We start from the raw sequence: 23,222 nt of genomic DNA on the forward strand, positions 1-23,222 counted from the left end.
ATGAACAATGAAAACGAATTACTAAGACAGGACATTCTGTCTTACCTTGAGCAACACGAACAGAAAGACATGCTACGTTTCCTTACTTGCGGTAGCGTAGATGACGGTAAAAGTACCCTTATTGGTCGCTTACTTCACGATTCAAAAATGATTTATGAAGACCAGCTTGCGGCTATTACTAAAGATAGTAAAAAAGTAGGTACTACAGGTGAGAAAGTTGACCTAGCCTTACTTGTCGATGGCCTTCAGTCTGAGCGTGAGCAAGGTATTACTATTGACGTAGCATACCGCTATTTTTCTACCGACAAGCGTAAATTCATTATCGCTGATACCCCAGGGCATGAGCAGTACACACGCAACATGGTAACGGGTGCATCTACCTGTGATCTCGCTATCATTCTTGTTGATGCCCGTGGCGGTGTTAAAGTACAAACTAAGCGCCACTCGTTTCTAGTTTCACTTCTAGGCATCAAGCACGTTATTGTTGCGATTAACAAAATGGACTTAATGGATTATTCAGAAGAGGTGTATAAGCAAATTCAGGAAGATTACCTGAAGTTTGCTGAACAGCTTGATATTCCTGACATTCAGTTTGTTCCTATTTCAGCATTGGAAGGCGACAACGTTGTTGGTGTCAGTGAAAAAACACCTTGGTTTGACGGCACACCACTAATGGAAATGTTGGAAAACATTGAAATTGGTGAAGACGACAATCAGGAAGATTTTCGCTTCCCAGTACAGTATGTTAACCGCCCTAACCTAGATTTTCGTGGCTTTGCCGGTACGGTAGTATCGGGTCAGGTTGCGCCAGGTGATGAAGTGACTGCACTTCCATCTGGTAAGAAGTCAAAAGTTAAGCAAGTAGTTACATTTGAAGGCGATCAAGAACGCGCTTATGTACCTCAGGCAGTTACGCTTACCTTAGAAGATGAAATTGACATCTCTCGTGGCGACATGATTGTTAAATCGGACAACTTGCCACTACTTAACACACAGTTTAAAACACATCTGGTGTGGATGTCTGAAGAGCCGCTAATGCCGAACAAGCAATACTTGTTTAAGTTTGCGACCAAATCGACGCCAGGGGTTGTTGCTCATATCGATAATCAAATTGATGTGAACACACTGGAAGAAGCAGATGCCATGCACCTAAATCTTAACGAAATTGGCATTGTAGATTTGAAGTTTACTCAGCCTGTAGCCTGTGACCCTTACAAGCGCAACCGACCTACCGGTTCATTCATTGTTATCGACCGTTTAACCAATGGTACGGTAGGTGCGGGTATGATCATCGACGAAATTGCCGGTGATGCACAACATACCTCGCCAAACTTCTCTGAGTTCGAACTTGAATTCAATGCATTAGTTCGCAAGCACTTTCCGCATTGGAACTCTGTGGATATCAGTAAACTATAAGCAGGACTGGAGCAATATGGATGTGACCCAGTTCATCGTACTGGCAATTTTTGCCAGTACGATATGCGCGCTGATTTTTACCAGTCAGCGCCCTTCCACTGTGTTTTCTGGAGCAGTGTTAGCTTTACTGGTTACCCAGCAGTTATCTCTTGACGACATCTTGCTAAACTTAACAAACAAGGGCCTAATCACCCTTGTTTTGTTGCTTTTAGTGAGTAGTGCCATTGATAAAACCGCTTTAATTAAGCGACTTGGTAGAAAGTTAGTTAGCGCTAATTTCACTCAGTCCTATTGGCGATTATTTTCGTTAACCTTTGTCTCTTCTGCGCTGTTAAATAACACCGCGATTGTGGCAAGCCTTATTGGTCCTATAAAGCAAAACCAATATCACCCGGCCTCACGGTTACTGATCCCGCTTTCTTACGCTGCAATACTCGGTGGAACGGTTACCTTAATTGGTACTTCAACTAACCTCATTGTAGATAGCTTTTTACAAGAGCACGGTCACCCTGGCTTTAATTTCTTTGACTTCACTTTGTACGGCACCATAGCGGGGCTTAGCTGTGGTTTACTCATGTTTATGTTATTGCCCTTGTTGCCCAATATCGGCAACAAAAACAATAACTATCACGAGTATATGGTTGAAGCAGAAGTAGAGCCTGGTTCAGAGTTAATAGGCAAAACCGTAGAGCAAAATCACTTACGTAATCTGCCTGAACTTTTTTTAGTAGAAGTGGTTCGCAATGGCAATCTCATCTCTCCCGTGGGCCCTGACCTAGTTATCGTAGAGCACGATAAACTGATTTTCTCTGGCAACGTCCAAAAATTGGATAACTTAAGCCACATAAAAGGGTTAAGTATGTTTGCAGAAACGGATGGCGTATTACGTGAAAGCTTAACGGAAGTTGTGGTGGCTAACCGCGCACAAATTATTGGACAAACCATTAAAAAGCTTGGTTTTAGAGCCTTATTTGACGCTGCCGTTGTTGCAATTCGTCGCGACGGAGAACAGCTTTCAGGTAAGCTTGGTGAAATAAAGCTTCAAGCCGGTGACTTTTTACTATTAGCGACAGGCCCAGACTTTGCGACTCGTCAAAACTTGAATAAGAACTTTTTCATTTTGTCCGAGCAAAAAATTGCCCGTCCGCTGACCAATAATCAAGAATGGATCACCCTTGGCGGCTTCCTTACCACTGTGTTATTAGCTGCAACAAACGCCATCTCCTTGGCCATCGGTCTACTATTTTTAGCCGCAGTGCTTATTGGCGTAAGAGTGACCTCAAATGGGGAAATGAAGCGAAACTTACCGCTAAATTTGATTGTTGTGATTGTAGGGGCATTAAGCTTAGCCACTGCGCTCGAAAACTCTGGGGTCATTGCGACTACAACCGAAGCGCTAATGCCTCTTTTGGCGGGCACTGATTGGTTTATAGCGCTCGTGGTTATCTACTTATTAACCTTACTTTTAACCGAGTTTGTTACCAACAATGCGGCAGCGGCATTAATGTTTCCGTTCGCTTATGGTTTAGTGCAAATCATTGGCGCCCCCCTTATGCCATTTGCCCTAGCGGTAGCATTTGCAGCAAGCGCGAGTTTTATATCGCCGTTTGGTTATCAAACCAACTTGCTTGTTTATAACGCGGCGAACTATAAGTTTTCACATTTTATAAAAATAGGGCTGCCTATTTCGGTGCTGTATAGCACCATCGTACTAGCATTGCTTAATATGACTTATCTATAGCTCGATGGTTTTTCCTTTGTAGAAAATAGAAAGGGAAGCTTCACTTTGCTTCCCTTTTTTAATTTTAGAAACGCAATTCGCTCTAATAAACTAGCCTTATTCACCTCCCCTTACAAAAAATACCTCTTCATCAGAATCTTGTGCTGTACATCACATGTAGCCCCCAGTAATCTGTAAACGCAAAAGTTCTTACGTGTTTATGAACAATGACTTACATTCAGTCATTGCTTTACACAAAGCCTAAACAGTGAATAAAAACGAAAAAGAGGAGCAAGGGATGCACAACGTGACGAACCCTTTCCAAGCGTGTAATGATATTTTTTTTAAACCGAATGGCGTGTTCAAAGCGGTAGGCGAACACAACAACTGGAGTTGGATGCCATTTATTTTGATCATGGCTATCACGCTAGTCTCACAGTACCTCTACGTTAACTTTGTAGATATTGAGTGGTTTGCTGAAATGAATATTGCCGCACAAGGTGATATGAGCCCAGCGGAAGAAGAGCAGATGAAAGCTTTCTTCACCAGAAGTGCTTTGTTGTGGTCATCTATTATCGGCGCGTTTTTTATCCCCATTATTATTAACGCGGTTTATGCCGTGTACGTAAACCTGATGACGCGTTCAGACGACAGCCATGTTTTCGGCTTCACCGACTGGTACGGATTCGCATGGTGGCTTTCAATGCCTTACGTACTAACTGGTTTAATTGGCGTTGCATTGCTGTTGTTCGCAGGCGACCATCAGGTGGCACCATCAATCTTATCTCCAACGTCTTTAGGCTTTATTGCAAATATTCCCATGGACTCGCCCTGGTACGCCTTCGGCCAAGCGTTAAGATTAGAGCTTTTTTGGGGCATTTATTTAGCTACAGTAGGCATTTCGCAATGGACGTCCTTTCCTCTTAAGAAAGCGGCATTAATTGCGTGCGCGCCGTATGTGGTTATCTACGGTATTTGGTTAATTGCCTTAGCGCTATTTTAAAAAAACACTCTTAATAGCCTACTTTCCATTTGGCTATTAGTTGGCGCTGCTTCAGATAAAAAACTGGGGCAGCGCAAAGTTCTTAAGACCACAAGGGGAGCTGAATTGTCGGCTTACTGCCCTCGCGTAGCGGTCTAAAATAGTCTTTATTTTTATAAAACATTTCATCTTGCTGACTGTGCCATAATGGCACTCCTAGCAGGGGCAAAGGTTTTAAAAGCGGTGTGCTCTCGAAACAATTTAGCGTCTTAATTCTCGCTGTCATAGCATGGTCTAATACCAAGCGTTGCTGCCATTTATCAAGACGGCTAAAACCATGAGGTACCGATACCGCAAGCCACTTGCCCGTCAGCCCTATAAACGGGTTCAGCATCATTTCTAAATTCGCGTGCCCAAAGATAAAAGGGCTCACTCGGGTGTGCCACAATTCTCGCTTTTCGACGAAAACTCGTTCCCACTCGTGAACCGCTAATTCTGCTAAAAATGTCTCAAGCGCATCACTGTCATATGCGCGCTTCGATTGTTTTTATTTGCAGGTTCAAACTTTTGCTCAGGAATTTCTTTACTAGGCACTAGCTTGTCTAAAACAAATCTGTCAGAAGTCTCAACGGCTAGCACTACCCCACATTCATCAAAGTGGGTAATGCGGTTGCGGCGTGCCGTTCTGGGGTTCACGCCGTGCGCATTGATATCACTAATATGCAGCTCATTTAACAAAGATTTTGTTTTAGGAAACTGTAGCCAAATAAGTGCATTAAATAAGTCGTGCCAGCTTTGCTCCCGGGTAGGGACTACACCGTCTTCACTAATAATGGTCTCGTAATAACGTTGCTCATCAGTTGAGAACTGGCTTTGCCCCTTGAACAAAGGCCCCTGCCAATGATCATAATACCGAGTAGTTAATTCATTTAGCTGTTCAGGCGTAGGAAATTCGTCGTTACTTAGCAAGCCAACCTCTTCAAGAAGCGCCGTAACCGGTTTACTGGCGTATTTTAGTAAGTAGTCGTTACAGAAAGGGATTGAGTGTGATTGCATATCAACTATTGGTTCGCTTTGGGGTTTTCTCTATACTAGTCGCGTATTGTAGAGCAAACAGAGACTAACAATGAAAAATATGTTTTTGCCATTGCTTGTACCTACCCTTTTAGGCGTAAGTGCTTGCACACCGAACGACGACAGCACCTCACAAAAAGAATTAGCTCAAAAAGAGATGCCAGTAGCATCTAACTTCGACAGTGTTTACAACAGTATTTCCGATGCCGATATTCGCGAGCCGCTAAAGATCCTTTCTTCAGACGAGTTTGAAGGTCGTTTACCAACGACTGAAGGTGAAAAGAAAACCATTGACTACTTAACAAGCGAATTTACTAAAGCTGGGATTAAGCCGGGTAATGGCGATAGCTTTCTTCAAAAAGTAGCGCTTATGGAAATTACCGCTGATCCTGATATGACCATGACTATCGGCGACAATAACTTTGTCTACAAAGAGCAAATGGTAGCCTCTTCTAAGCGCGAGCAAAGCTCGGTATCCCTTGAAGATTCTGAGCTGGTGTTCGTCGGTTACGGCGTAAATGCGCCAGAATACGACTGGAACGATTACGAAGGGTTAGATGTTAAGGGCAAAACCGTGGTTATGCTAATCAACGACCCTGGTTTTGAAAACCCAGAAAGCGGTAAGTTTCAAGGCACTACCATGACCTATTATGGCCGGTGGAGTTACAAATACGAAGAAGCGAGCCGACAAGGGGCGGCGGGTGCCATTATTGTTCACGAAACCGCGCCAGCGTCTTACGGCTGGTCTGTTGTTGCTAACAGTTGGAGTGGCCCGCAGTACGGCCTAGTGAGCGGTGACAAAGGTGCAAGCCGTGTTGCCGTTGAAGGGTGGCTTACGTTAGATGCAGCGAAAAAAGTGTTTACCGATGCTGGCCTTGATTTTGATGAAGAGAAAGCTAACGCCATGCAAGGCCCATATAGTAAAGCGATGGATATCAAAGCGTCGGTTACTGTAAACAATACTTTTGAAAAGTCAGAGAGCAACAACGTAATTGCTACACTACCGGGTACAGAGTTTCCTGATGAGCATGTTATCTACACAGCACACTGGGATCATCTAGGTAAAGATGAAAGCAAAGAAGGCGACCAAATCTATAACGGCGCACACGACAATGCGACCGGCACTGCAGCTATTTTAGCCATGGCTAAAGCCTATTCGGAGCTAACACCGGCGCCTAAACGCTCAGTGTCATTTTTAGTGGTTACTGCTGAAGAGCAAGGGCTATTAGGCAGCAAGTTTTATGCTAGCAACCCTGTCATTCCAATTGAAAATACTGTCGCTAATATCAATATGGATGCAATGAACGTTTTAGGTAGAACTAAAAACGTCGCCGTTGTGGGAATGGGCAAGTCAGAAATGGAAGATTACCTAGAGGCCGCTGCGGCAAAACAAGGTCGTACACTTACCCAAGAAGACCGACCTGAGGCAGGTTATTACTACCGTTCAGATCACTTCAGCTTCGCCAAACAGGGTGTCCCAGCACTTTATGCAGAAGGCGGTAACGAGCCTGCAGATGAAGAAACGGCTAAGTATAGAAAGCGTATGAACGTTATCGTGACTGGTTGTTATCATCAAGTGTGCGACCAATATCGTGACGATTGGGACTTAACTGGTATCGTACAAGACACGCAAATGCTATTTGACGTGGGTGTCGGCGTAGCGAATGCAGATGCTTGGCCTAAGTGGAATGAAGCAAGTGAGTTTCAGCGTCAAAACTAATACAAACGTCGACGTTTAAGCACTGGAAAATTGCTTAAACCTGCAAGAGTATAACAGGGGCCTCTTTATGAGGCCCCTTTCGTTGGCGCCCTACATATGCCTAAATAGAGCCGTTGCATACTCTTAATTTTGTTTCTTCCTTAACACCCATATGACTCAGTAAAGACAGTGTTTGTCGCCGCGAAATAGGATAAAAATGTTAATAAAGCGCTATTTTGAGATAAAAGGAATAAGAATTTCCATTTTCTCATCATATTGTACTTGCAATTTCCTGTCAGACTGGCACATTCAGGGGCACGCGAAAAAAGAATAAAAACAATCCTTCGCCCACTCGTACGCGAGTACCGACAGAAAAAACTTCTATTATTTTTTTCAACAAGTGAACAGAGAGAATCCGTTATATGTGTGGTATTTTCGGTATCCTTGATATCAAAACCGATGTGTCTGAACTCAGAACCCAAGCCCTCGATTTATCTAAACTTTTGCGCCACCGTGGCCCTGACTGGTCGGGTATCTGGAATAATGACAATACCATTCTTTGTCACGAAAGACTGGCGATTGTCGACGTTGATACTGGGGCACAGCCTCTTATCAGCCAAAACGATAAGCATATTCTTGCTGTTAACGGCGAGATTTATAACCACAAGCAGCTAGCCGCTGATTTAGATGAGCCGTATCCTTTTAAAACCCGTTCAGATTGTGAAGTTATCCTTCCGCTTTTCCAGCAAAAAGGTATCGACTTTATTGATGAACTAGAGGGTATGTTTGCGTTTATTCTTTACGATGAAGAACAAGACGCTTACCTCATTGCCCGTGACCACATTGGTATAATCCCGCTTTATACGGGTTACGATGAACACGGTAACTTCTATGTTTCATCAGAAATGAAAGCGCTAGCGAGCGTATGTAAGACAATTAGTGAATTCCCTCCTGGCCACTACCTGTGGAGCAAAGAAGGAAAAATCACTAAATACTACAAACGCAACTGGATGGAGTATGACAACGTAAAAGACAACACGAGCGATCTAGAGGAACTTCGCGTTGCTTTTGAAAAAGCAGTGAAGTCACACATGATGTCTGACGTCCCTTACGCAGTGTTGTTATCTGGTGGTCTAGACTCATCACTGGTTTCTGCTGTGGCTGCACAGTACGTAGCAAAACGCGTTGAAGATGAAGATAAGACCGACGCTTGGTGGCCTCGCCTACACAGTTTCGCCGTTGGACTTGAGGGTGCGCCAGATCTAAAAGCCGCGAAAAAAGTGGCAGATATGATTGGTACTGTTCACCATGAAATTCACTTCACTATTCAAGAAGGTTTAGATGCCATCCGTGATGTTATCTTCCATCTTGAAACGTACGATACAACCACCATCCGCGCAGCTACACCTATGTACCTTATGACCCGTAAAATTAAAGCGATGGGCATTAAGATGGTGCTATCGGGGGAAGGCGCTGATGAAATCTTTGGTGGCTACCTGTATTTCCACAAAGCGCCAAATGCCAAAGAATTCCACGAAGAAACCGTGCGTAAGCTAGATCGCCTTCATATGTTTGACTGTGCTCGTGCAAACAAAGCAACATCAGCATGGGGTGTAGAAGCACGTGTTCCTTTCTTAGATAAGAACTTTATTGATGTAGCGATGCGCTTAAACCCACAAGATAAAATGTGTCTTGATGGCAAAATGGAAAAATGGATCCTTCGTAAAGCGTTCGATAATGGGGAAACACTTCCTGCAGAGGTATTGTGGCGTCAGAAAGAACAGTTTGGTGACGGTGTAGGTTACTCGTGGATTGACTCAATTCGCGATTTCGTTGAAAACGAAGTAACAGACCAGCAATTAGCAACTGCAGAGTTCCGCTTCCCAGTGAATACGCCTGACACCAAAGAAGGCTATTACTATCGCACTATTTTCGAGAGTTACTTCCCTCAAGAGAGTGCCGCACGCTGCGTACCTGGCGGTAAATCTATTGCTTGTAGTACAGTAGAAGCCCTTGAGTGGGACGAAAGCTTTAAGAACAATGCAGACCCTTCTGGTCGCTCAATGAAAGACGTTCACGCTGGTGAGTCTTAACAGACGTTACGAAACAAAGATATAAAAAAACGCAGCTTAGGCTGTAATGCCGATCAGTTAAGAGTTTAATGATCGGTTGACCGATCTTTTTAAGGCTTCAAAATCCGGTATCAGGTAACTGATATCGGATTTTTTTATGGACGCTTCTCAAGCTTTAGACATCATCAATACTGTTAAGCAGCCACAAGCTAAAGCGCTGTCTGACCTCATTCCGTTAGAATTGATTGAGCAAGCTTATGAGATGTCTGATACGGTCACTTTGCGCAAACGTAAGCTGTCGCTTGAATCACTGGTATGGCTACTTGTAGGCATGGCGCTGTACAATGACAAGTCGATATCTGATGTTGTAAACCAACTCGATATTGTTGAGCGTGAGGGTAAGCCCTTTGTGGCGCCAAGTGCATTAACACAGCGTCGTAAAACACTGGGAGAAAGTGGCGCAAAGGCGGTGTATCAGCACATGACGGCGCACTGGCTCAGACAGGCAAACTTACCTCAGTGGAATGGACTGACGCTGTTAGGCGTTGATGGTGTCGTCTGGCGTACCGAAGATACGCCAGAAAATGCCGACGCGTTTTCACGCAAAAAGGATTCTCTTTACCCGCAAGTAAGAATGGTTTGTCAGATGGAGCTAAGTACCCATCTGATGACGGGAAGCGCGTTTGATAGTTACGCCATCAATGAAATGAAGCTGGCCGAACAGCTTATCGAAACCACCCCGGACAATAGTGTCACCCTGTTCGATAAAGGGTTTTATTCCCTAGGCCTATTACATCAATGGCAGCTCGAAGGGGAAAACCGGCACTGGCTTATTCCTGTTAAAAAGAACCTGCAATATCAGGAAATTCGCTCCTTGGGACGCAATGACAAGTTAGTAATGTTAAGCAGTAACCCTCGCTCTAGGAAATTATGGCCGGGATTACCCGATACCCTGACCGCTCGTATTGTGAGTCGAAAGATCAAAGGTAAAACCTATGAAGTGCTTACGTCAATGACCGATGCCATGCGCTACCCTGCAGCCGATATCGCTGACTTATACGGGCATCGCTGGGAGATTGAGCTGGGCTACAGGGAGCAAAAACAATACATGCTGGGAAACCGTCTGACCTTGCGTAGTCGCCTTCCTGAATTAGTGAAGCAGGAACTGTGGGGCGTATTGCTGACCTACAATCTGGTGCGATACCAGATGGTTCAGATGTGCTTTAACCTTAAAGGCAACTACCTACCTTACCAGCTTAGTTTTAATGGCGCGCTGGCTCAGGTGACGTCGCTGCTGGTCGGTCTGCCTTATTCAACGCCCGGCGCTATTCCAAGACAATATAAGTATATGCACAAAATGGCTGAGCATCTTATCCTTGCTCCACGACGAGAGCGAAGCTTCCCTAGGACTGTTAAGCAGAGGCCACAGCGATACAGTAGAAAGAAAAATACCGCTCACCTTAAGTGAACGGCATTACCGCTTAGGCTGCGTTTTTTATTGCTCTTTTACTTTATACCAGTCCGCATAGATAATTACCCACTCAGCGAGAGTTAAAATGTTCGTAATCACGGCGTATTACCGCAGGTATAGTGGTTCTACATCAAGGTGACACAACAAAGAGTGTGGACATTTTAAACTCGCCCTTCGGGAAGGCCTGGCAAGCTTCCTAGCTTCATTCTGGGAATTTGAAAGGGAACAACCATTCCTGCATTCCCACGCTTTGCTAGGAAACTTGCCAGCGCCTTCTGAGTGGGCACTTATCTATGCGGATTGGTATTAGTCGCTTTTAACGTTGGTTTATACCAGAGTGCAGAATTAGTAAGAGGCGTTTCGATGGGAAGCAATGGATTTTCTAAGGTAAATATTTTGCGTTCACTAACGTCTAAAGATTCTAAGATAGGCGCGTAGGTAGACTCAAACAAGGCGTCGAACGACCCATCTTTTATGGCTCTATTTAAACCAGTCTGAATGAGATTTTTTAATGTTTTATTATTTACATTAACGAAGTAATACATTGCCGTGGGATAATAAAGTGCCATTGAAGGCTCAAGGTAAAGATTAGAGCGGCGGCCCTCTTCTTCAAGTTCTGCGCTCACTTCCATCACGGAGCGGGGAAAAAAGTCTCCTTTTCCTTGTTTTATCATTTCGTACGCTTTGCGAAATTCAGGCACAGTATAAACATTAAATCCATTAGCTTGCAGAATTTTGGTATCTGGCCACTCTTCCCCTTGGATAGGAACAAGTTTTCGCATATCAGTCAGCGATAATACATCATCAAATTTCGACTTCTTATCTTCGTTTACAACGAAGACACGAAAGCCAATAAGCCCTTTGGCGATAGGAATTCGAATGGGAGCCAGTTCTTTTTCACGCTGGTTATCTGTCATGCTCCACACTACGTTCACTTCTCTATTTTCACGAAGCTGGCGCATAGCCTTACTGGTCAGTAATATGCGATCCGACGGGCGAAGCTCGTAATTGACACCTGTTTTATCGAGAGCGAGTTTAAGTAAAGCGATAGGATATTGAGCACGTGCGTCGGAGTCATCGATAGGACGGGGGTAGGTAATCGTCCACGTAGCGCTATTAACCGTTGGTACAATAGCCAAAAGACACAAAGCAATAGCTGCAGTAACAGCTTTTTTAAGCAAATTGAAGCTGTGCATTTTCTTTATGCCCATATTGAATTAAAGAGTGAATTGAGTACTCGTAATCGCGTTTTATTCTTTCAAGAGGCCAATGCATAATAAACATTTATTCAATGCCAATGTATTTGTGTGTTTGTAAAGATAGCCGCCAGTTGCGCTCAATACAAGTACGCACAGCCAGTTCAGTTGCTCTCTTCTGCTGGCTAATTGGTTGTAAACACACCTGTTTTCCGACAAGTGACGACACCTTAGCTAATAGCGCATCAAGCTCATCAATATGCTTTTGCATAGCGATAGGATGCTTAATTTCGTTCGCTCTTTCCAGCGCATTCACTAAAACACCGTACCCACCTTTCATATTTATTTTTGGTGATACTGTCACGTATGTACGTTCATCGCAGAGCACTTCAAAGGTGCCGCTGGTCTCAATTTGCGTAGTGAAACCCTTGTCGTGTAGTAAGGTCGTCAACGGACGTAAATCATACATACAAGGCTCACCACCTGTGATGACCACGTGTTTTGCCACGTATCCTTGTTGAGTAAATTCGGCCAGCAAAGCGTCTTCGCTTGAGATGAAATAGCTTTCTGACTCTTCGCCTTTGGTTATCACCGCCTGTGGCGAAACACTTAAATCAGGCTTAATTTCCCACGTATGTTTAGTATCGCACCAGGGGCAGCCTACAGGGCAGCCTTGTAAACGAACAAAAATGGAAGGAATTCCAGTGTGAGCACCTTCACCCTGGATAGTTTCAAACATCTCATTGATGTTTAGTGTGGACATTACAGACAATTTGACACCCTTTAACGATTGTATGTTGGGATTTTACCAAGGATCACATAAAATTCGTTTATAATTTCTTAAATCTTCGAAAACTATGTCAGAAAACGTTGTTGTTATCTATTCAGGAGGCATGGACTCCTTCACAGTGTTACACAAGGCACTTAAAGCAGGCAAAAAAGTTTATGCTTTGAGTTTTAATTACGGCCAACGCCATAAAAAAGAACTCGACTATGCGGCAAACGTATGCAAATCGCTTAACGTTCCGCACAAGATTGTTGATATCAGTGCCATTAACACACTTATTGGTGGCTCGGCTCTAACGTCTGATATCGATGTTCCAGAGGGCCATTACGAAGAGCCAAGTATGAAGCAAACTGTGGTACCTAACCGCAATATGATATTGCTTTCGCTAGCAGTTGGCTATGCCGTTAGCTTAGAAGCAAACGAAGTTTACTACGGTGCGCACTCTGGCGATCATGCCATTTACCCTGACTGCCGCCCTGAATTTGTTCATAAAATGAATGATGTATGCGGCATTGCAAATTATACCCCTGTTACCATAATGACGCCCTATATCGATGTTAGCAAAACAGCTATTTTGACTGACGGCTTGTCGATGGGATTGGACTATGGGCAAACATGGACATGCTATAACGGTAGAGAAAAAGCCTGCGGGAAATGTGGTGCGTGCGAAGAGCGTTTAGAAGCATTTAAAGAAAATGGCGCTACCGACCCTCTTGAATACGAATAAAGATTGTTAAAAAAGCACCTCTTGCCTTGAATATATAAAAAATTACGGGATGTGACCTTACTCTGTGAGATATTAATACGGTTGATCATTTCTAAAATGTTTACTTAACCAAACGAATTAGAGATTCATTTTTTTATGCCAATATAAACATTTCTTTAAACGATTTGCGCAAGTTACTTATATCGATATATGAATTAAATTTTGCAATTTTGAAATACATCTTTTCTTAAAGAAATTTAAACAAGATTTCCCAGTTAATGCTAGCCTTGACTGGGAAGCTCGGTAGCACATTTTTGCGTTAGTTGTTCATGTATTGTGTCAATTTGCAAATCAAAATGTGCCATCTTATTGGTAGGTCGAACAATAAAATACTTATGCACTACTGTTTATCATATTAATTTACGAGCTTGATAGTTTTTCAACATTAATCTATAACTGAAAACAAAACTCAAAGCTAATGAGCCTATTTTTGCGCCCAAGTAAATCGAGCCAGCCATATTACTTCATCTTCTGCTACGGAATGGTTATTTTGCGAATAGTGAACAACATCGCAACTAACTTATAAATTGAATGTAATATTATCGGCAAGACACCTTAGGTTATAGAGAAGAGTAAAAACCTTACGCTTGCTCATAACTACCGTAGTTCAAAAATCTTCCAAAAAACGAGAACGAGCTTACGTTGGAAACATTAATCATTATTTAAATAAGAGGAGGAATTGATGCGTTGGTACTCCCAAGGGGATTCGAACCCCTGTTACCGCCGTGAAAGGGCGGTGTCCTAGGCCTCTAGACGATGGGAGCATCTAAATAACGCTGAGGATAGTAGCCGTTCAATACTGTTTAGTCAAGTAACATAGGCCGCTTTTTTCTCATTGAATTCAAACAAATCTAGCTGGCCGACATTTTGAAATTTTTCAATATTATCGTTGAGTATGAGTCCCTCAAGGGTATTTGCAATGTGCCACATCACTACAGGAGCAACAGCATTACCTAGAGCTTTGTAGTTCAATGTCTTGGACCCAGTTAATTGAAAAGACTCCGGGAAAGATTGGATTCTTGCAACCTCTCTGGGCGTAAACATCCTGTACCTATTATTAATTTTTAAAACTGGGTCAGTGCTGTTTAAGCTAACTTTCGCTAGGTGTGCACTTACAGTATTGCTCGGTCCTTCGATACATTGGGCCCGACCTTTATTCATAATCTTGTAGTTTTTGGTAGCTTTCAAGCCATCAACTGCTTTTTGGCTAAAATAATATTTAGGTTCAATGGTATCTTCAGGTTCAAGTATGCACTTCAGCGGAACGACCTTTTCAGGGTTGCCTTTGGGAAATTCAAACCTGAGGTAATCAGACCTGTTCTTAAATCCAATAATGAAAACTCTTTCTCTCTTTTGTGGAACCCCAAATTCTACAGAATTCAATATTTTATATTTTATGTGATAGCCGGCCTTTTCGAATTCACTCAGTATTAATGGAAAGGCTTTTTTCTTATTTGCTGATAAAATTCCTTTGACATTTTCTGCTACGAAAAACCTTGGCTGGTGATGCTTTAATAACCTACACATTTCAAAGAAGAGCTTTCCTCTGTCATCTTTGAAGCCTAATCTGGGAGGGTTTTGAGCTGATACGGAGAAAGCCTGACAAGGGAAACCACCAATTAAAATATCATGATCTGGAACGTCAGACTCCTTCAATTTAGTTGCATCGATGTTGTGACATTCATGACTAAAGTTTTTGTTGTATATATCACATGTAGGCTTATCGAAATCCATAGCAAATTCGATATCGAATACATTTTTTTTATATTGCTTTTCGAGATATGAGAAGCCCCCTGTTAGGCCTAGGTCCATACCTCCTAAGCCAGAAAAGAGTGAAACTGCAGACAATCGTTTCACGATAACACCTCTTCGGTTTTTCCAGATTTACCATTGTAAGTGATGTCGACACCATCTCTGGGAGTCATATCGATAATATCATTTTTATATAATTTCACAGGATTTCTCATTATAAATAGCGTCACACTTTTAGCCGAAATCATTAATCGATATACGTAATATGCATCCTGATAGGTATCTGCGGCTCCCCATTCTGTGGGAGTCAGGTGGAATCTCTGAATATTTAGCTTATTTCTACTAATTGTCGTCTTGACTTCAATACAACGCTTTTTCTCAGCAATGCCTTCATACGAGTTTAAATCATAGCCAGCTGCAAGAGCCTCCGGCATTTTAACAACTTTTTTAGCTAAATCATCCCTGTCAAGCTTTCTTAAGCGCACTTGCTCATGCTGAATCGCAATCGCTTCGCCTACATCTCCAATTTCCTTTGTCTTTACTTTACCATTTGCCCTTTGTTTTACGCGAATACTATCTAGTAACTCTGCAATGAATGTGCTTTCATTATCGTCATCAGGCTTATCCACAATACTAAAAATATCGGTCTCAAATATTTCAGCGTTTAAATCTGTATTTACATACCTGAACCAAGCGAGCTGAGTGGCAGTGATGTCTTGTAGCTCCAAGTCGTCTTGATTGTAAAGAGGCTCATATTCTGGAAAATAATTATCATCATGGCAGATAGTATTAATAACCTCAGGCTCCACAGTGCGGATGTAATATTTTCCATTCGGTTTAAAGTCTAACAAATTCGCCAGAACCATGTAGTCAAGAATATCTCCTGCATACCTAATAATGTCACCATTACCATCATACTCGATCCCTGAAGACCTATTATTGAGGATGATTGATATTGTATCCTCTACAGCCCGATGATCTCTTACAACTCGAAGGTCATTGAATATACAATGCGTAGCTTCTTCTTTTGAGATACCGAACTTCTTATCGCTGTTTTTATTAGCTTCAACTAATAATTTAAGTATGTACCCTACAGGTTTAAACTTTACTCCTAACTTGATTAGCTCCAAACTTTTTTTCGGTTTAAGATGCCCTCCAGGATACTGAAATTTATAACAGAAAAACCTAAAAAATTCGATTAAGTCTTGCCCATTGTTCAAAATCTCAGCCATTTGGCTCGGCTTACATGTATTGTCTTCGGTGTATTCGATTAACCCCAGCAATGAACTTATCTCAGTTCGCCAATTATCAATCGTCTTGCCTTTTTTTGCTGAGTTACCAGGGAATCTCTTGATTGCGCTATTCAGTTCTTTAGCAAAATCAGCCTCTGGTAGTTCACCTATCAAGCACAGTTCACTAGCTATAAATAAAAGTACATTCTCTCTGTCGTTTTTGAATCTTGGACGACAATGATGCAATCTAACGAAGAACTCTTCTGGAACTCTATACATAGCTTATTCTATCCCTAAATGAATTTTTTTAACTGCTCACCTAATGCTTTCCCTAACATTGGAGGAACTGCATTTCCTACTTGCTTATACTGACTGGTCTTTGAACAATGGAAAACAAAATCATCTGGAAATGATTGAAGTCTTGCCGATTCCCTTACCGTCGGAACTCTATTAAATTTGTAATGAAAATGATGCCTATGACCAGTGTCAATTGTTAAGCTTGGTTTGTCACTGGCATATCGTGTCCATGCGATGTTGACATTCCTAGTGCCTTTATACTCGTCGGGTAAATCTTTATAGTTTCCACCGTCTGGTACCAAGGAAATTATTGATACAGTTTTATCGGTATGTTGGGTAGTCTGATGATTGAAAATGCCTCTTGAGCCAATCCTCATCATTTGCTGGAATTCCGTCAACTCTTCAATTGGATAATTTGAGCCGTCCTCTAGAGTGTCTTCTGGAAGATCCGAAATTGCATCGTGACAGGATATCTTATCTATACCGTGCGTCGGCACCGGAAATTCAAACTTTTTATTCTGTAATAAACCAACCATAATAAATCGACGACGATTCTGTGGAACACCAAAATCGGAAGCCAATAGTTTTCTGTATGAGATAGTATAACCAATTTCTTCAAACTCACTGACTATTGTATCTTTTATCTTTCCATTGCTCATAGATGCTAGATTTGGAACATTTTCCATGATAAAAGCTTTTGGCTTAAAAAAATCTACGGCTTTAAGGAACGATGTATATAGTTTATTGCGTGGATCATTTGGATCTCTTTTTCCTGAAATAGAAAAGCCTTGACATGGCGGCCCTCCAACTATTACATCCGCACCGCTAGAGAGATACATATCCCTTAAATCGTTAAAATTTACTGATGAAAGATCGGCGCAGTGGGTTTGTGAGTTACTATGGTTGGCTTTAAATGTTGTTAAAGCATCTTTCCATATGTCAATACCTAAAGCCACATCGAAGCCTGATTGCTCCAAACCTAATGATAATCCACCACAGCCACAAAATAGATCTAATACTTTCAAAACATCCTCCGATTAAACACTGGCAAAATATACAGGTAGAGCCACAAATCGCAATATATTTCTCACCGTAATCGAAAAAATAAAGAGGAATTAAAATTGGGAACTGCTATGGTGCAATCTTACTTAAAAATTTTATTCACTAATTAAACAAACAGCGTAATAAATACGCCGTCTTTACTTACTATTCAATCACTACTTAATTACTTCTGACTTTCAGAAATAAAATAGCTCAACTCTTTAATGCAGTGGCGTAACACCGGGTTTAACCGCGTATTTTTACCATTCATCACGAACAACTCGTGACTAAAGTTGAAAAGGCTACCTTGTGCAATTGGCACAAGTCCTAACGCGGCCCCCTGCTCTTTTGCCATGTAATCAGGCAACAAGCCAATATATTCGCCCGTCATAATTGCGGACATCGCAGCATCGAAAGAATCAGAAAAAGTTTGAATAGATAGTCTGGTTTCATCTTCAATATAGTTAGCCGATGATAAACCAGCGATACCAATAGCTGGATAATCACCAATCTTCACGTTCTCTGGTAATTCACTATCGCGATACTTGGCCAAAGGATGGGTCGGCGCACAGTATAATCGCCCTTCAGTTTCAATTCCTACCGGGTGGAAAGTGACCGATTCTGGTTTAACCATGTCATAGGTTGAAACTACAAGGTGACACTCACCTGAAAGCGCGACATGCTCAACTTCGTTATATAAGCGAGTTTGGATATTCACATGAATATCGTCAAATTTTTTCATCGTGCTTTTAACCGCTTTACTAACGGCCAAGTGCATTGAAAGCGGAAGACCTGCCATTAACACTAGCGTGATATGGCCAGAGTAGTCATCGTGCAGCGATTTTAGATTGAACACAAAGTTATCGAAGGCGTTGAAGATGCGCTTGGTTTCCTGAAAAACCACTTCACCTTCTTTTGTCATTTGAAAGCCACCACGCCCCCGGTGACATAGCACCAGGTCCAAACGCTCTTCCAGCTTCTTAATAGCAGCACTGATATTTGGACGTTGCATACGCAACACGGGTTCTGCCGCAGTAAATCCATTGCAGCTTGCTACAGCGTAGAATACACGCAGTAGTTTTATATCTGACTCCTGTAGACGATTAAGCATATTGGCACCTGTTTATAGGTATAGTTATCGATACTCAAACTAGAACTATATGTAACTAATTGCGCTATTACAACGACATTTTACGGCTTTTCGTCTCATTTTGTACTGAAATTGAGAAGTTTATGCTCTCGAAGTAACTGTTTAATTGATGATTTCCACGAGCACAGCAGGGAAACAAACAATAAAAGCAAAAACTTGATATGAGTTATCCGGTTTTATACGAAAGAGCCATGCCTAAGGCCTCACAAAGAGTTTAATAAAATGCGAAGGGATAACCTAGGCTAGGAATTAGACGGCTATGAAAGAACTAAATAAGCTGTCCACGATAGAAAACGTTGGCCCCAATAAATATTGGGGCGCATTTATCAAGAAAGCGCAACAACCTGTTTTCTCAGTGCTTCAATATCATCTCGTAACGAAGCCGCTTTCTCAAACTCTAGCTCTCGAGCATATTCAAACATCTGCTTTTCCAGCTCGGTAACTTGGTCCATCAATTCAGTGGCGCTAGCTGTTTTCTGTTGTTTTTTCTTCTCTTCTACTTTACGCAACCTAACTTTACCAGACGCAGGGTGCGCGCCGTCACCTAAGTCCATAATATCGGTAATAGGCTTGTTAAGTCGCATTGGCGTTATACCATTTGCCTTATTATGCTCCATTTGCTTTTCACGACGACGGTCTGTCTCATCTATCGCTTTTTTCATAGACTTAGTAATACTGTCACCATATAAAATGGCCTTACCGTTTACATGTCGCGCAGCTCTACCAATAGTCTGGATTAAAGAGCGTTCAGCACGTAAAAAGCCCTCTTTATCAGCGTCTAGAATAGCAACTAGCGACACCTCAGGCATATCTAAACCTTCACGTAGCAAGTTGATACCCACCAACACATCGAATTTACCCAATCGCAGGTCGCGGATAATTTCGATACGCTCAACAGTATCAATATCTGAATGCAGATAACGAACTTTAACGCCGTGCTCATTCAAATACTCGCTCAAATCCTCGGCCATGCGCTTTGTAAGCGTGGTAATGAGAACCCGTTCGTCTAGTTCTACTCGCGTTTGGATTTCAGACAGAACATCATCGACCTGAGTCGCCACAGGGCGAACTTCAATAATTGGGTCCAAAAGACCTGTTGGACGTACGACCTGTTCTACTATTTCACCTTCAGTTTTCTTTAATTCATACTCGCCAGGCGTTGCAGAAACATAGATGGTTTGGGGGCAAATTTGTTCAAACTCTTCAAATTTAAGTGGGCGATTATCTAGCGCAGAAGGAAGTCGAAAACCAAACTCCACTAAAGTTTCTTTTCTTGAGCGGTCGCCGCGATACATAGCTCCTATCTGAGAAACAGTAACGTGAGATTCGTCGATAAACATTAAGCCATCTGCAGGGAAATAATCTATTAATGTTGGAGGTGGCTCGCCCGGCGCTCGCCCTGACAGATAGCGGGAGTAGTTTTCAATGCCCGAACAGTATCCGAGCTCCATCATCATTTCGATATCAAACTGGGTTCGCTGCGAAATACGCTGCTCTTCAATAAGCTTATTCGCTTCTTGGAGCTGTTTTTTGCGATCGCCCAATTCATCTTTAATGTGTTCAATGGCATTGAGAATTTTTTCTCGGGGCGTCACGTAGTGTGTTTTTGGGAAAACCGTTGCGCGGATGACTGATTTATCGACGGCCCCCGTTAATGGATCAAATAAACTGATCTTATCAATTTCATCATCAAAAAGCTCAACCCTCACCGCTTGCTTTTCTGAGTCGGCTGGGAAGATATCAATGACATCGCCACGTACACGGAAGGTACCCCGTTCAAAGGCCAAATCATTACGCTTGTACTGAAGTTCAGCAAGGCGACGTAAAATATCACGTTGATCCATAGTGTCGCCTTGGCGAAGGTGCAACAGCATTTTCATATAGGACTCAGGATCGCCCAAACCGTAAATAGCCGAAACACTCGCAATAATAACTACGTCTCTGCGCTCCATTAGCGCCTTAGTCGCAGATAATCGCATCTGTTCAATGTGATCGTTGATAGAAGCATCTTTCTCGATGAAAGTGTCGGTACTAGGAACGTAGGCTTCTGGTTGATAATAATCGTAGTATGAAACAAAATATTCTACGGCGTTATTGGGAAAGAACTCTTTCATCTCACCGTATAACTGAGCCGCTAGTGTTTTATTATGCGCAAGAATAAGCGTTGGTCGCTGTACCTCTTTAATTACATTGGCCATGGTAAAGGTTTTACCCGACCCCGTAACACCTAGAAGTGTTTGGCCGGCTAAGCCACTTTCTAGCCCATCCACTAAGGCTTCTATGGCTTTAGGCTGATCGCCTGCTGGCTTGTATTTAGAATGAAGCTCAAAACCTCTACTCATTTACTTAACCTTTTCTTTAGCTTATTGCTCGACGTTTTATTTGCGCTCATGCTCAGTGAAGATGCGCTGTGAAAAAAAACACCAGCGCGTTAATTATGCTGAGAATTTACGGTGTCAATTTCAAATTGCTTTACTGCGCGCTTGAAAACAATAAATGAAACACACGCCATCGCAGTATTGGCAATGACATTGCCTACAAATAACCCTTTTAATTCAAAGAGAAAACTTCCTGCCACACTGATAGGTACGAAGAAAACAAATAAGCGGATGACACTTAATGTTAACGCCGTCATTGGTCGATGCATGGCATTTAACGATGAGTTAGTCAGAATGATAATACCCTGCATACCGTAGCCTAGCGGCACAATCATCAAAAACAGCTGTATTAGTACGCTTACCTCTGCTTCATGGGCAAAGGCAACGGCTATCCAGCTAGACATTGCCCACATGACAAGAAAAATGCCGAACTGCCAAATAAGAACAAACTTCAAAGTAAGCGAATATGCTTTTTTTACCCGTTCTACTTGCCCTGCTCCAACGTTTTGGCTAATAAAAGGGGGCAGCGTCATAGAAAGCGCTAGCACGACAATACTAGCAATAGACTCCATTCTATTACCTACCCCCCAAGCGGCAACCGCTTCGGCCCCGTAACCAGCAACTACAGCTGTCATTACGCCACCAGCAACAGGGGTTAGCATATTTGCCCCTGCCGCGGGCAGCCCTATTTTGAGAATCTCACGGCTGCTATCACGCAATTCAACCAAGGTTAGCAGTCGAGGCAACATGAGTTTTCGTTGAACCGCTAATATATAAAGTATCCACAGTGCGCCCACGATCCAAGCTATAAAGGTAGCTAGTGCAGCACCTTTTATTCCCATCGCTGGAATAGGGCCAAGGCCGAATATGAAAATAGGGTCGAGTAAGGCGTTGAGCGCACCTCCCGCCGCCATAACAATACTTGGTGTGCGGGTGTCACCGCATGCTCTAAGCACACTGTTTCCCACCATCGGCATAGCAAGAAAAATACTCGATAGATACCATAGACCCATATAATCAGATATATACGGCATTAGGTTCTCTGTTGCATTAAGCAACTTAAACACAGGCTCTATAGTGAAAAAGCCAATAATTGCTAACGCCCCTACCAGTAAAACCGATAGCATTAAAGAGCCTGTAGCGTATTGCTGAGACTTGGTTACCTCTTTACTACCTTGTAATTTACCTATAATTGCAGAGGTACCTATACCTAAACCGATATTTAGGCTGATGACAGTAAATGTAACTGGAAAAGTAAAACTAATAGCCGCTAAAGGGTCTGTTCCTAACAAGCTAACGAAGAACGTATCAATAAGCCCGAAACTCATCATCATAACCATCCCCACTATCATAGGAATAGTCATACGCTTTAACGTAGTAGCTATATCTCCTTCCAATAAGTCGGAAGTCCGTTGTTTAGCGTTACTTTTTATCACTTGAGCTCCGGCAAACTTTAGTCCTCTCTTGAATTGCGCGTTAGTGTAAAAGACAGAACTCTAATTAGCTATGTGTAATCGACAAACAAGGGAATGCTTAAGAGGACGGAAAGAAAAGCCTTGTTTTTGATAAAAGCACTAACGTTGATTCAATTTACTCGCAACTCAGCAAAATCAATAGTTTCTATAATAAACAAAGTAAACACTGTGTATGTAAATTCCTGACAAATAGATTTCAATCGTGTTTCACTTTTAATTATGCGGTTATATAACTTGAACGTGAATGAACACCTTATATAGGCGAATAAGAGACAACCAAATTTGTTAACACTATGTAACACATTGAGAGATAAGATGGATTTCATTGGATAGCATTTAGACATTCGTCGAATTAACACACAAGCTACTTTTTGTTCAACCGATCTATTTAGATCGGCAATTAAGATCATAAAAGACAACCTAACCCCCTGTATTAAATAAAGTTACAACCTATCAATGTTAAAACGTGATTCGATCAATACACTGGCGATCTCATAAATAGGTACTGCGAATTTAAGCTATCAACATAGTTATCCACAGATTTAGTGGATAACTAACGCTAGACCATATTCGGCGCGATTTCGTGCTAGAATAATTTCTCAGCACGTAAGTGGTGACTAACCTTTTAATCCTCAAGTACAGGTTACAGTTTTATTAAACCCTGTACATATTAACAGTATGGAAGTTATTTTTTATTCTATTTAGTTATATGGG

General features: G+C 42.2%; 15 protein-coding genes, 1 tRNA gene and 1 pseudogene. 7 read left to right on the forward strand and 10 right to left on the reverse strand.

Translation table 11 applies throughout. The annotated features are described in order from the left end of the window. The 3 genes from cysN to KL866_RS13640 all read left to right on the forward strand — a co-directional run bounded on the left by cysN (window position 1) and on the right by KL866_RS13640 (window position 4,139). Window positions 1-1,416, forward strand: coding sequence for a sulfate adenylyltransferase subunit CysN (gene cysN, locus KL866_RS13630; RefSeq protein ID WP_025254538.1), 1,416 nt, complete (start codon window positions 1-3; stop codon window positions 1,414-1,416). 16 nt (window positions 1,417-1,432) lie between these two features. Next, a complete protein-coding gene (locus KL866_RS13635; RefSeq protein ID WP_214995475.1) occupies window positions 1,433-3,157 on the forward strand; it encodes an SLC13 family permease in 1,725 nt (574 codons plus the stop codon). 247 nt (window positions 3,158-3,404) lie between these two features. After that, window positions 3,405-4,139, forward strand: a complete 735-nt coding sequence (locus KL866_RS13640) for a Yip1 family protein (RefSeq protein WP_311236152.1) — start codon at window positions 3,405-3,407, stop codon at window positions 4,137-4,139. An 82-nt stretch (window positions 4,140-4,221) separates the two neighbouring features. Here the strand turns inward: KL866_RS13640 and KL866_RS20590 are convergent. Then, window positions 4,222-5,174: pseudogene (locus KL866_RS20590) on the reverse strand (DUF3025 domain-containing protein). A 70-nt stretch (window positions 5,175-5,244) separates the two neighbouring features. On the opposite strand from KL866_RS20590, the gene KL866_RS13650 reads away from it, so the two are divergent. The 3 genes from KL866_RS13650 to KL866_RS13660 all read left to right on the forward strand — a co-directional run bounded on the left by KL866_RS13650 (window position 5,245) and on the right by KL866_RS13660 (window position 10,431). Continuing rightward, the gene (locus tag KL866_RS13650) at window positions 5,245-6,912 is read left to right on the forward strand and encodes a M28 family metallopeptidase (protein WP_214995477.1); all 1,668 of its coding nucleotides are present in this window, start codon (window positions 5,245-5,247) and stop codon (window positions 6,910-6,912) included. Window positions 6,913-7,313: 401 nt separating this feature from the next. Then, the gene (gene asnB / locus KL866_RS13655; protein WP_214995479.1) at window positions 7,314-8,984 is read left to right on the forward strand and encodes an asparagine synthase B; all 1,671 of its coding nucleotides are present in this window, start codon (window positions 7,314-7,316) and stop codon (window positions 8,982-8,984) included. A gap of 136 nt (window positions 8,985-9,120) precedes the next feature. Then, window positions 9,121-10,431: an IS4 family transposase gene (locus KL866_RS13660; protein WP_214995481.1), complete on the forward strand. Its 1,311-nt coding sequence runs from the start codon at window positions 9,121-9,123 to the stop codon at window positions 10,429-10,431. A gap of 290 nt (window positions 10,432-10,721) precedes the next feature. Here KL866_RS13660 and KL866_RS13665 read toward each other — a convergent pair whose 3' ends face one another. Both KL866_RS13665 and queE read right to left on the reverse strand, forming a co-directional pair. Further along, the gene (locus KL866_RS13665; RefSeq protein WP_214995483.1) at window positions 10,722-11,630 is read right to left on the reverse strand and encodes an amino acid ABC transporter substrate-binding protein; all 909 of its coding nucleotides are present in this window, start codon (window positions 11,628-11,630) and stop codon (window positions 10,722-10,724) included. Between the two features lie 88 nt (window positions 11,631-11,718). Beyond that, a complete protein-coding gene (queE, locus tag KL866_RS13670; protein ID WP_214995510.1) occupies window positions 11,719-12,393 on the reverse strand; it encodes a 7-carboxy-7-deazaguanine synthase QueE in 675 nt (224 codons plus the stop codon). Window positions 12,394-12,487: 94 nt separating this feature from the next. Between queE and queC the strand changes: the two genes are divergently transcribed. Beyond that, window positions 12,488-13,144, forward strand: a complete 657-nt coding sequence (queC, locus tag KL866_RS13675; RefSeq protein ID WP_025254530.1) for a 7-cyano-7-deazaguanine synthase QueC — start codon at window positions 12,488-12,490, stop codon at window positions 13,142-13,144. A gap of 727 nt (window positions 13,145-13,871) precedes the next feature. Here the strand turns inward: queC and KL866_RS13680 are convergent. From KL866_RS13680 to KL866_RS13710, 7 genes are all read right to left on the reverse strand, one after another. After that, window positions 13,872-13,947, reverse strand: a tRNA-Glu gene (locus KL866_RS13680). A 43-nt stretch (window positions 13,948-13,990) separates the two neighbouring features. Beyond that, window positions 13,991-15,040 (reverse strand): DNA (cytosine-5-)-methyltransferase, encoded by a 1,050-nt coding sequence (gene dcm, locus KL866_RS13685; RefSeq protein WP_214995485.1) that lies wholly within the window; start codon window positions 15,038-15,040, stop codon window positions 13,991-13,993. After that, on the reverse strand, window positions 15,037-16,446 hold the full coding sequence (locus KL866_RS13690) for a protein NO VEIN domain-containing protein (protein WP_214995487.1): 1,410 nt from the start codon (window positions 16,444-16,446) through the stop codon (window positions 15,037-15,039). Before KL866_RS13690 ends, dcm begins: the two co-directional genes overlap by 4 nt. Before the next feature lie 14 nt (window positions 16,447-16,460). Next, on the reverse strand, window positions 16,461-17,489 hold the full coding sequence (locus KL866_RS13695; protein WP_214995489.1) for a DNA cytosine methyltransferase: 1,029 nt from the start codon (window positions 17,487-17,489) through the stop codon (window positions 16,461-16,463). Window positions 17,490-17,689: 200 nt separating this feature from the next. Further along, window positions 17,690-18,616 carry a LysR family transcriptional regulator gene (locus tag KL866_RS13700; protein ID WP_214995491.1) on the reverse strand — a complete coding sequence of 309 codons (927 nt, stop codon included), beginning with the start codon at window positions 18,614-18,616 and terminating at the stop codon, window positions 17,690-17,692. Between the two features lie 365 nt (window positions 18,617-18,981). Continuing rightward, a complete protein-coding gene (gene uvrB / locus KL866_RS13705) occupies window positions 18,982-20,997 on the reverse strand; it encodes an excinuclease ABC subunit UvrB (protein WP_025254528.1) in 2,016 nt (671 codons plus the stop codon). 89 nt (window positions 20,998-21,086) lie between these two features. Then, the gene (locus KL866_RS13710; protein WP_214995493.1) at window positions 21,087-22,469 is read right to left on the reverse strand and encodes an MATE family efflux transporter; all 1,383 of its coding nucleotides are present in this window, start codon (window positions 22,467-22,469) and stop codon (window positions 21,087-21,089) included. Window positions 22,470-23,222: the final 753 nt, after the last annotated feature.

It is taken from the genome of Alteromonas sp. ALT199, assembly GCF_018619335.1.
Taxonomy (GTDB): Bacteria; Pseudomonadota; Gammaproteobacteria; order Enterobacterales; family Alteromonadaceae; genus Alteromonas.

Coding starts and splice junctions, on each gene's coding strand:
- cysN (WP_025254538.1), top strand. CDS start 1: ATGAACAATGAAAACGAATTACTAAGACAGGACATTCTGTCTTACCTT.
- KL866_RS13635 (WP_214995475.1), top strand. CDS start 1,433: ATGGATGTGACCCAGTTCATCGTACTGGCAATTTTTGCCAGTACGATA.
- KL866_RS13650 (WP_214995477.1), top strand. CDS start 5,245: ATGAAAAATATGTTTTTGCCATTGCTTGTACCTACCCTTTTAGGCGTA.
- asnB (WP_214995479.1), top strand. CDS start 7,314: ATGTGTGGTATTTTCGGTATCCTTGATATCAAAACCGATGTGTCTGAA.
- KL866_RS13660 (WP_214995481.1), top strand. CDS start 9,121: ATGGACGCTTCTCAAGCTTTAGACATCATCAATACTGTTAAGCAGCCA.
- KL866_RS13665 (WP_214995483.1), bottom strand. CDS start 11,630: ATGCACAGCTTCAATTTGCTTAAAAAAGCTGTTACTGCAGCTATTGCT.
- queE (WP_214995510.1), bottom strand. CDS start 12,393: ATGTCCACACTAAACATCAATGAGATGTTTGAAACTATCCAGGGTGAA.
- queC (WP_025254530.1), top strand. CDS start 12,488: ATGTCAGAAAACGTTGTTGTTATCTATTCAGGAGGCATGGACTCCTTC.
- KL866_RS13690 (WP_214995487.1), bottom strand. CDS start 16,446: ATGTATAGAGTTCCAGAAGAGTTCTTCGTTAGATTGCATCATTGTCGT.
- KL866_RS13700 (WP_214995491.1), bottom strand. CDS start 18,616: ATGCTTAATCGTCTACAGGAGTCAGATATAAAACTACTGCGTGTATTC.
- uvrB (WP_025254528.1), bottom strand. CDS start 20,997: ATGAGTAGAGGTTTTGAGCTTCATTCTAAATACAAGCCAGCAGGCGAT.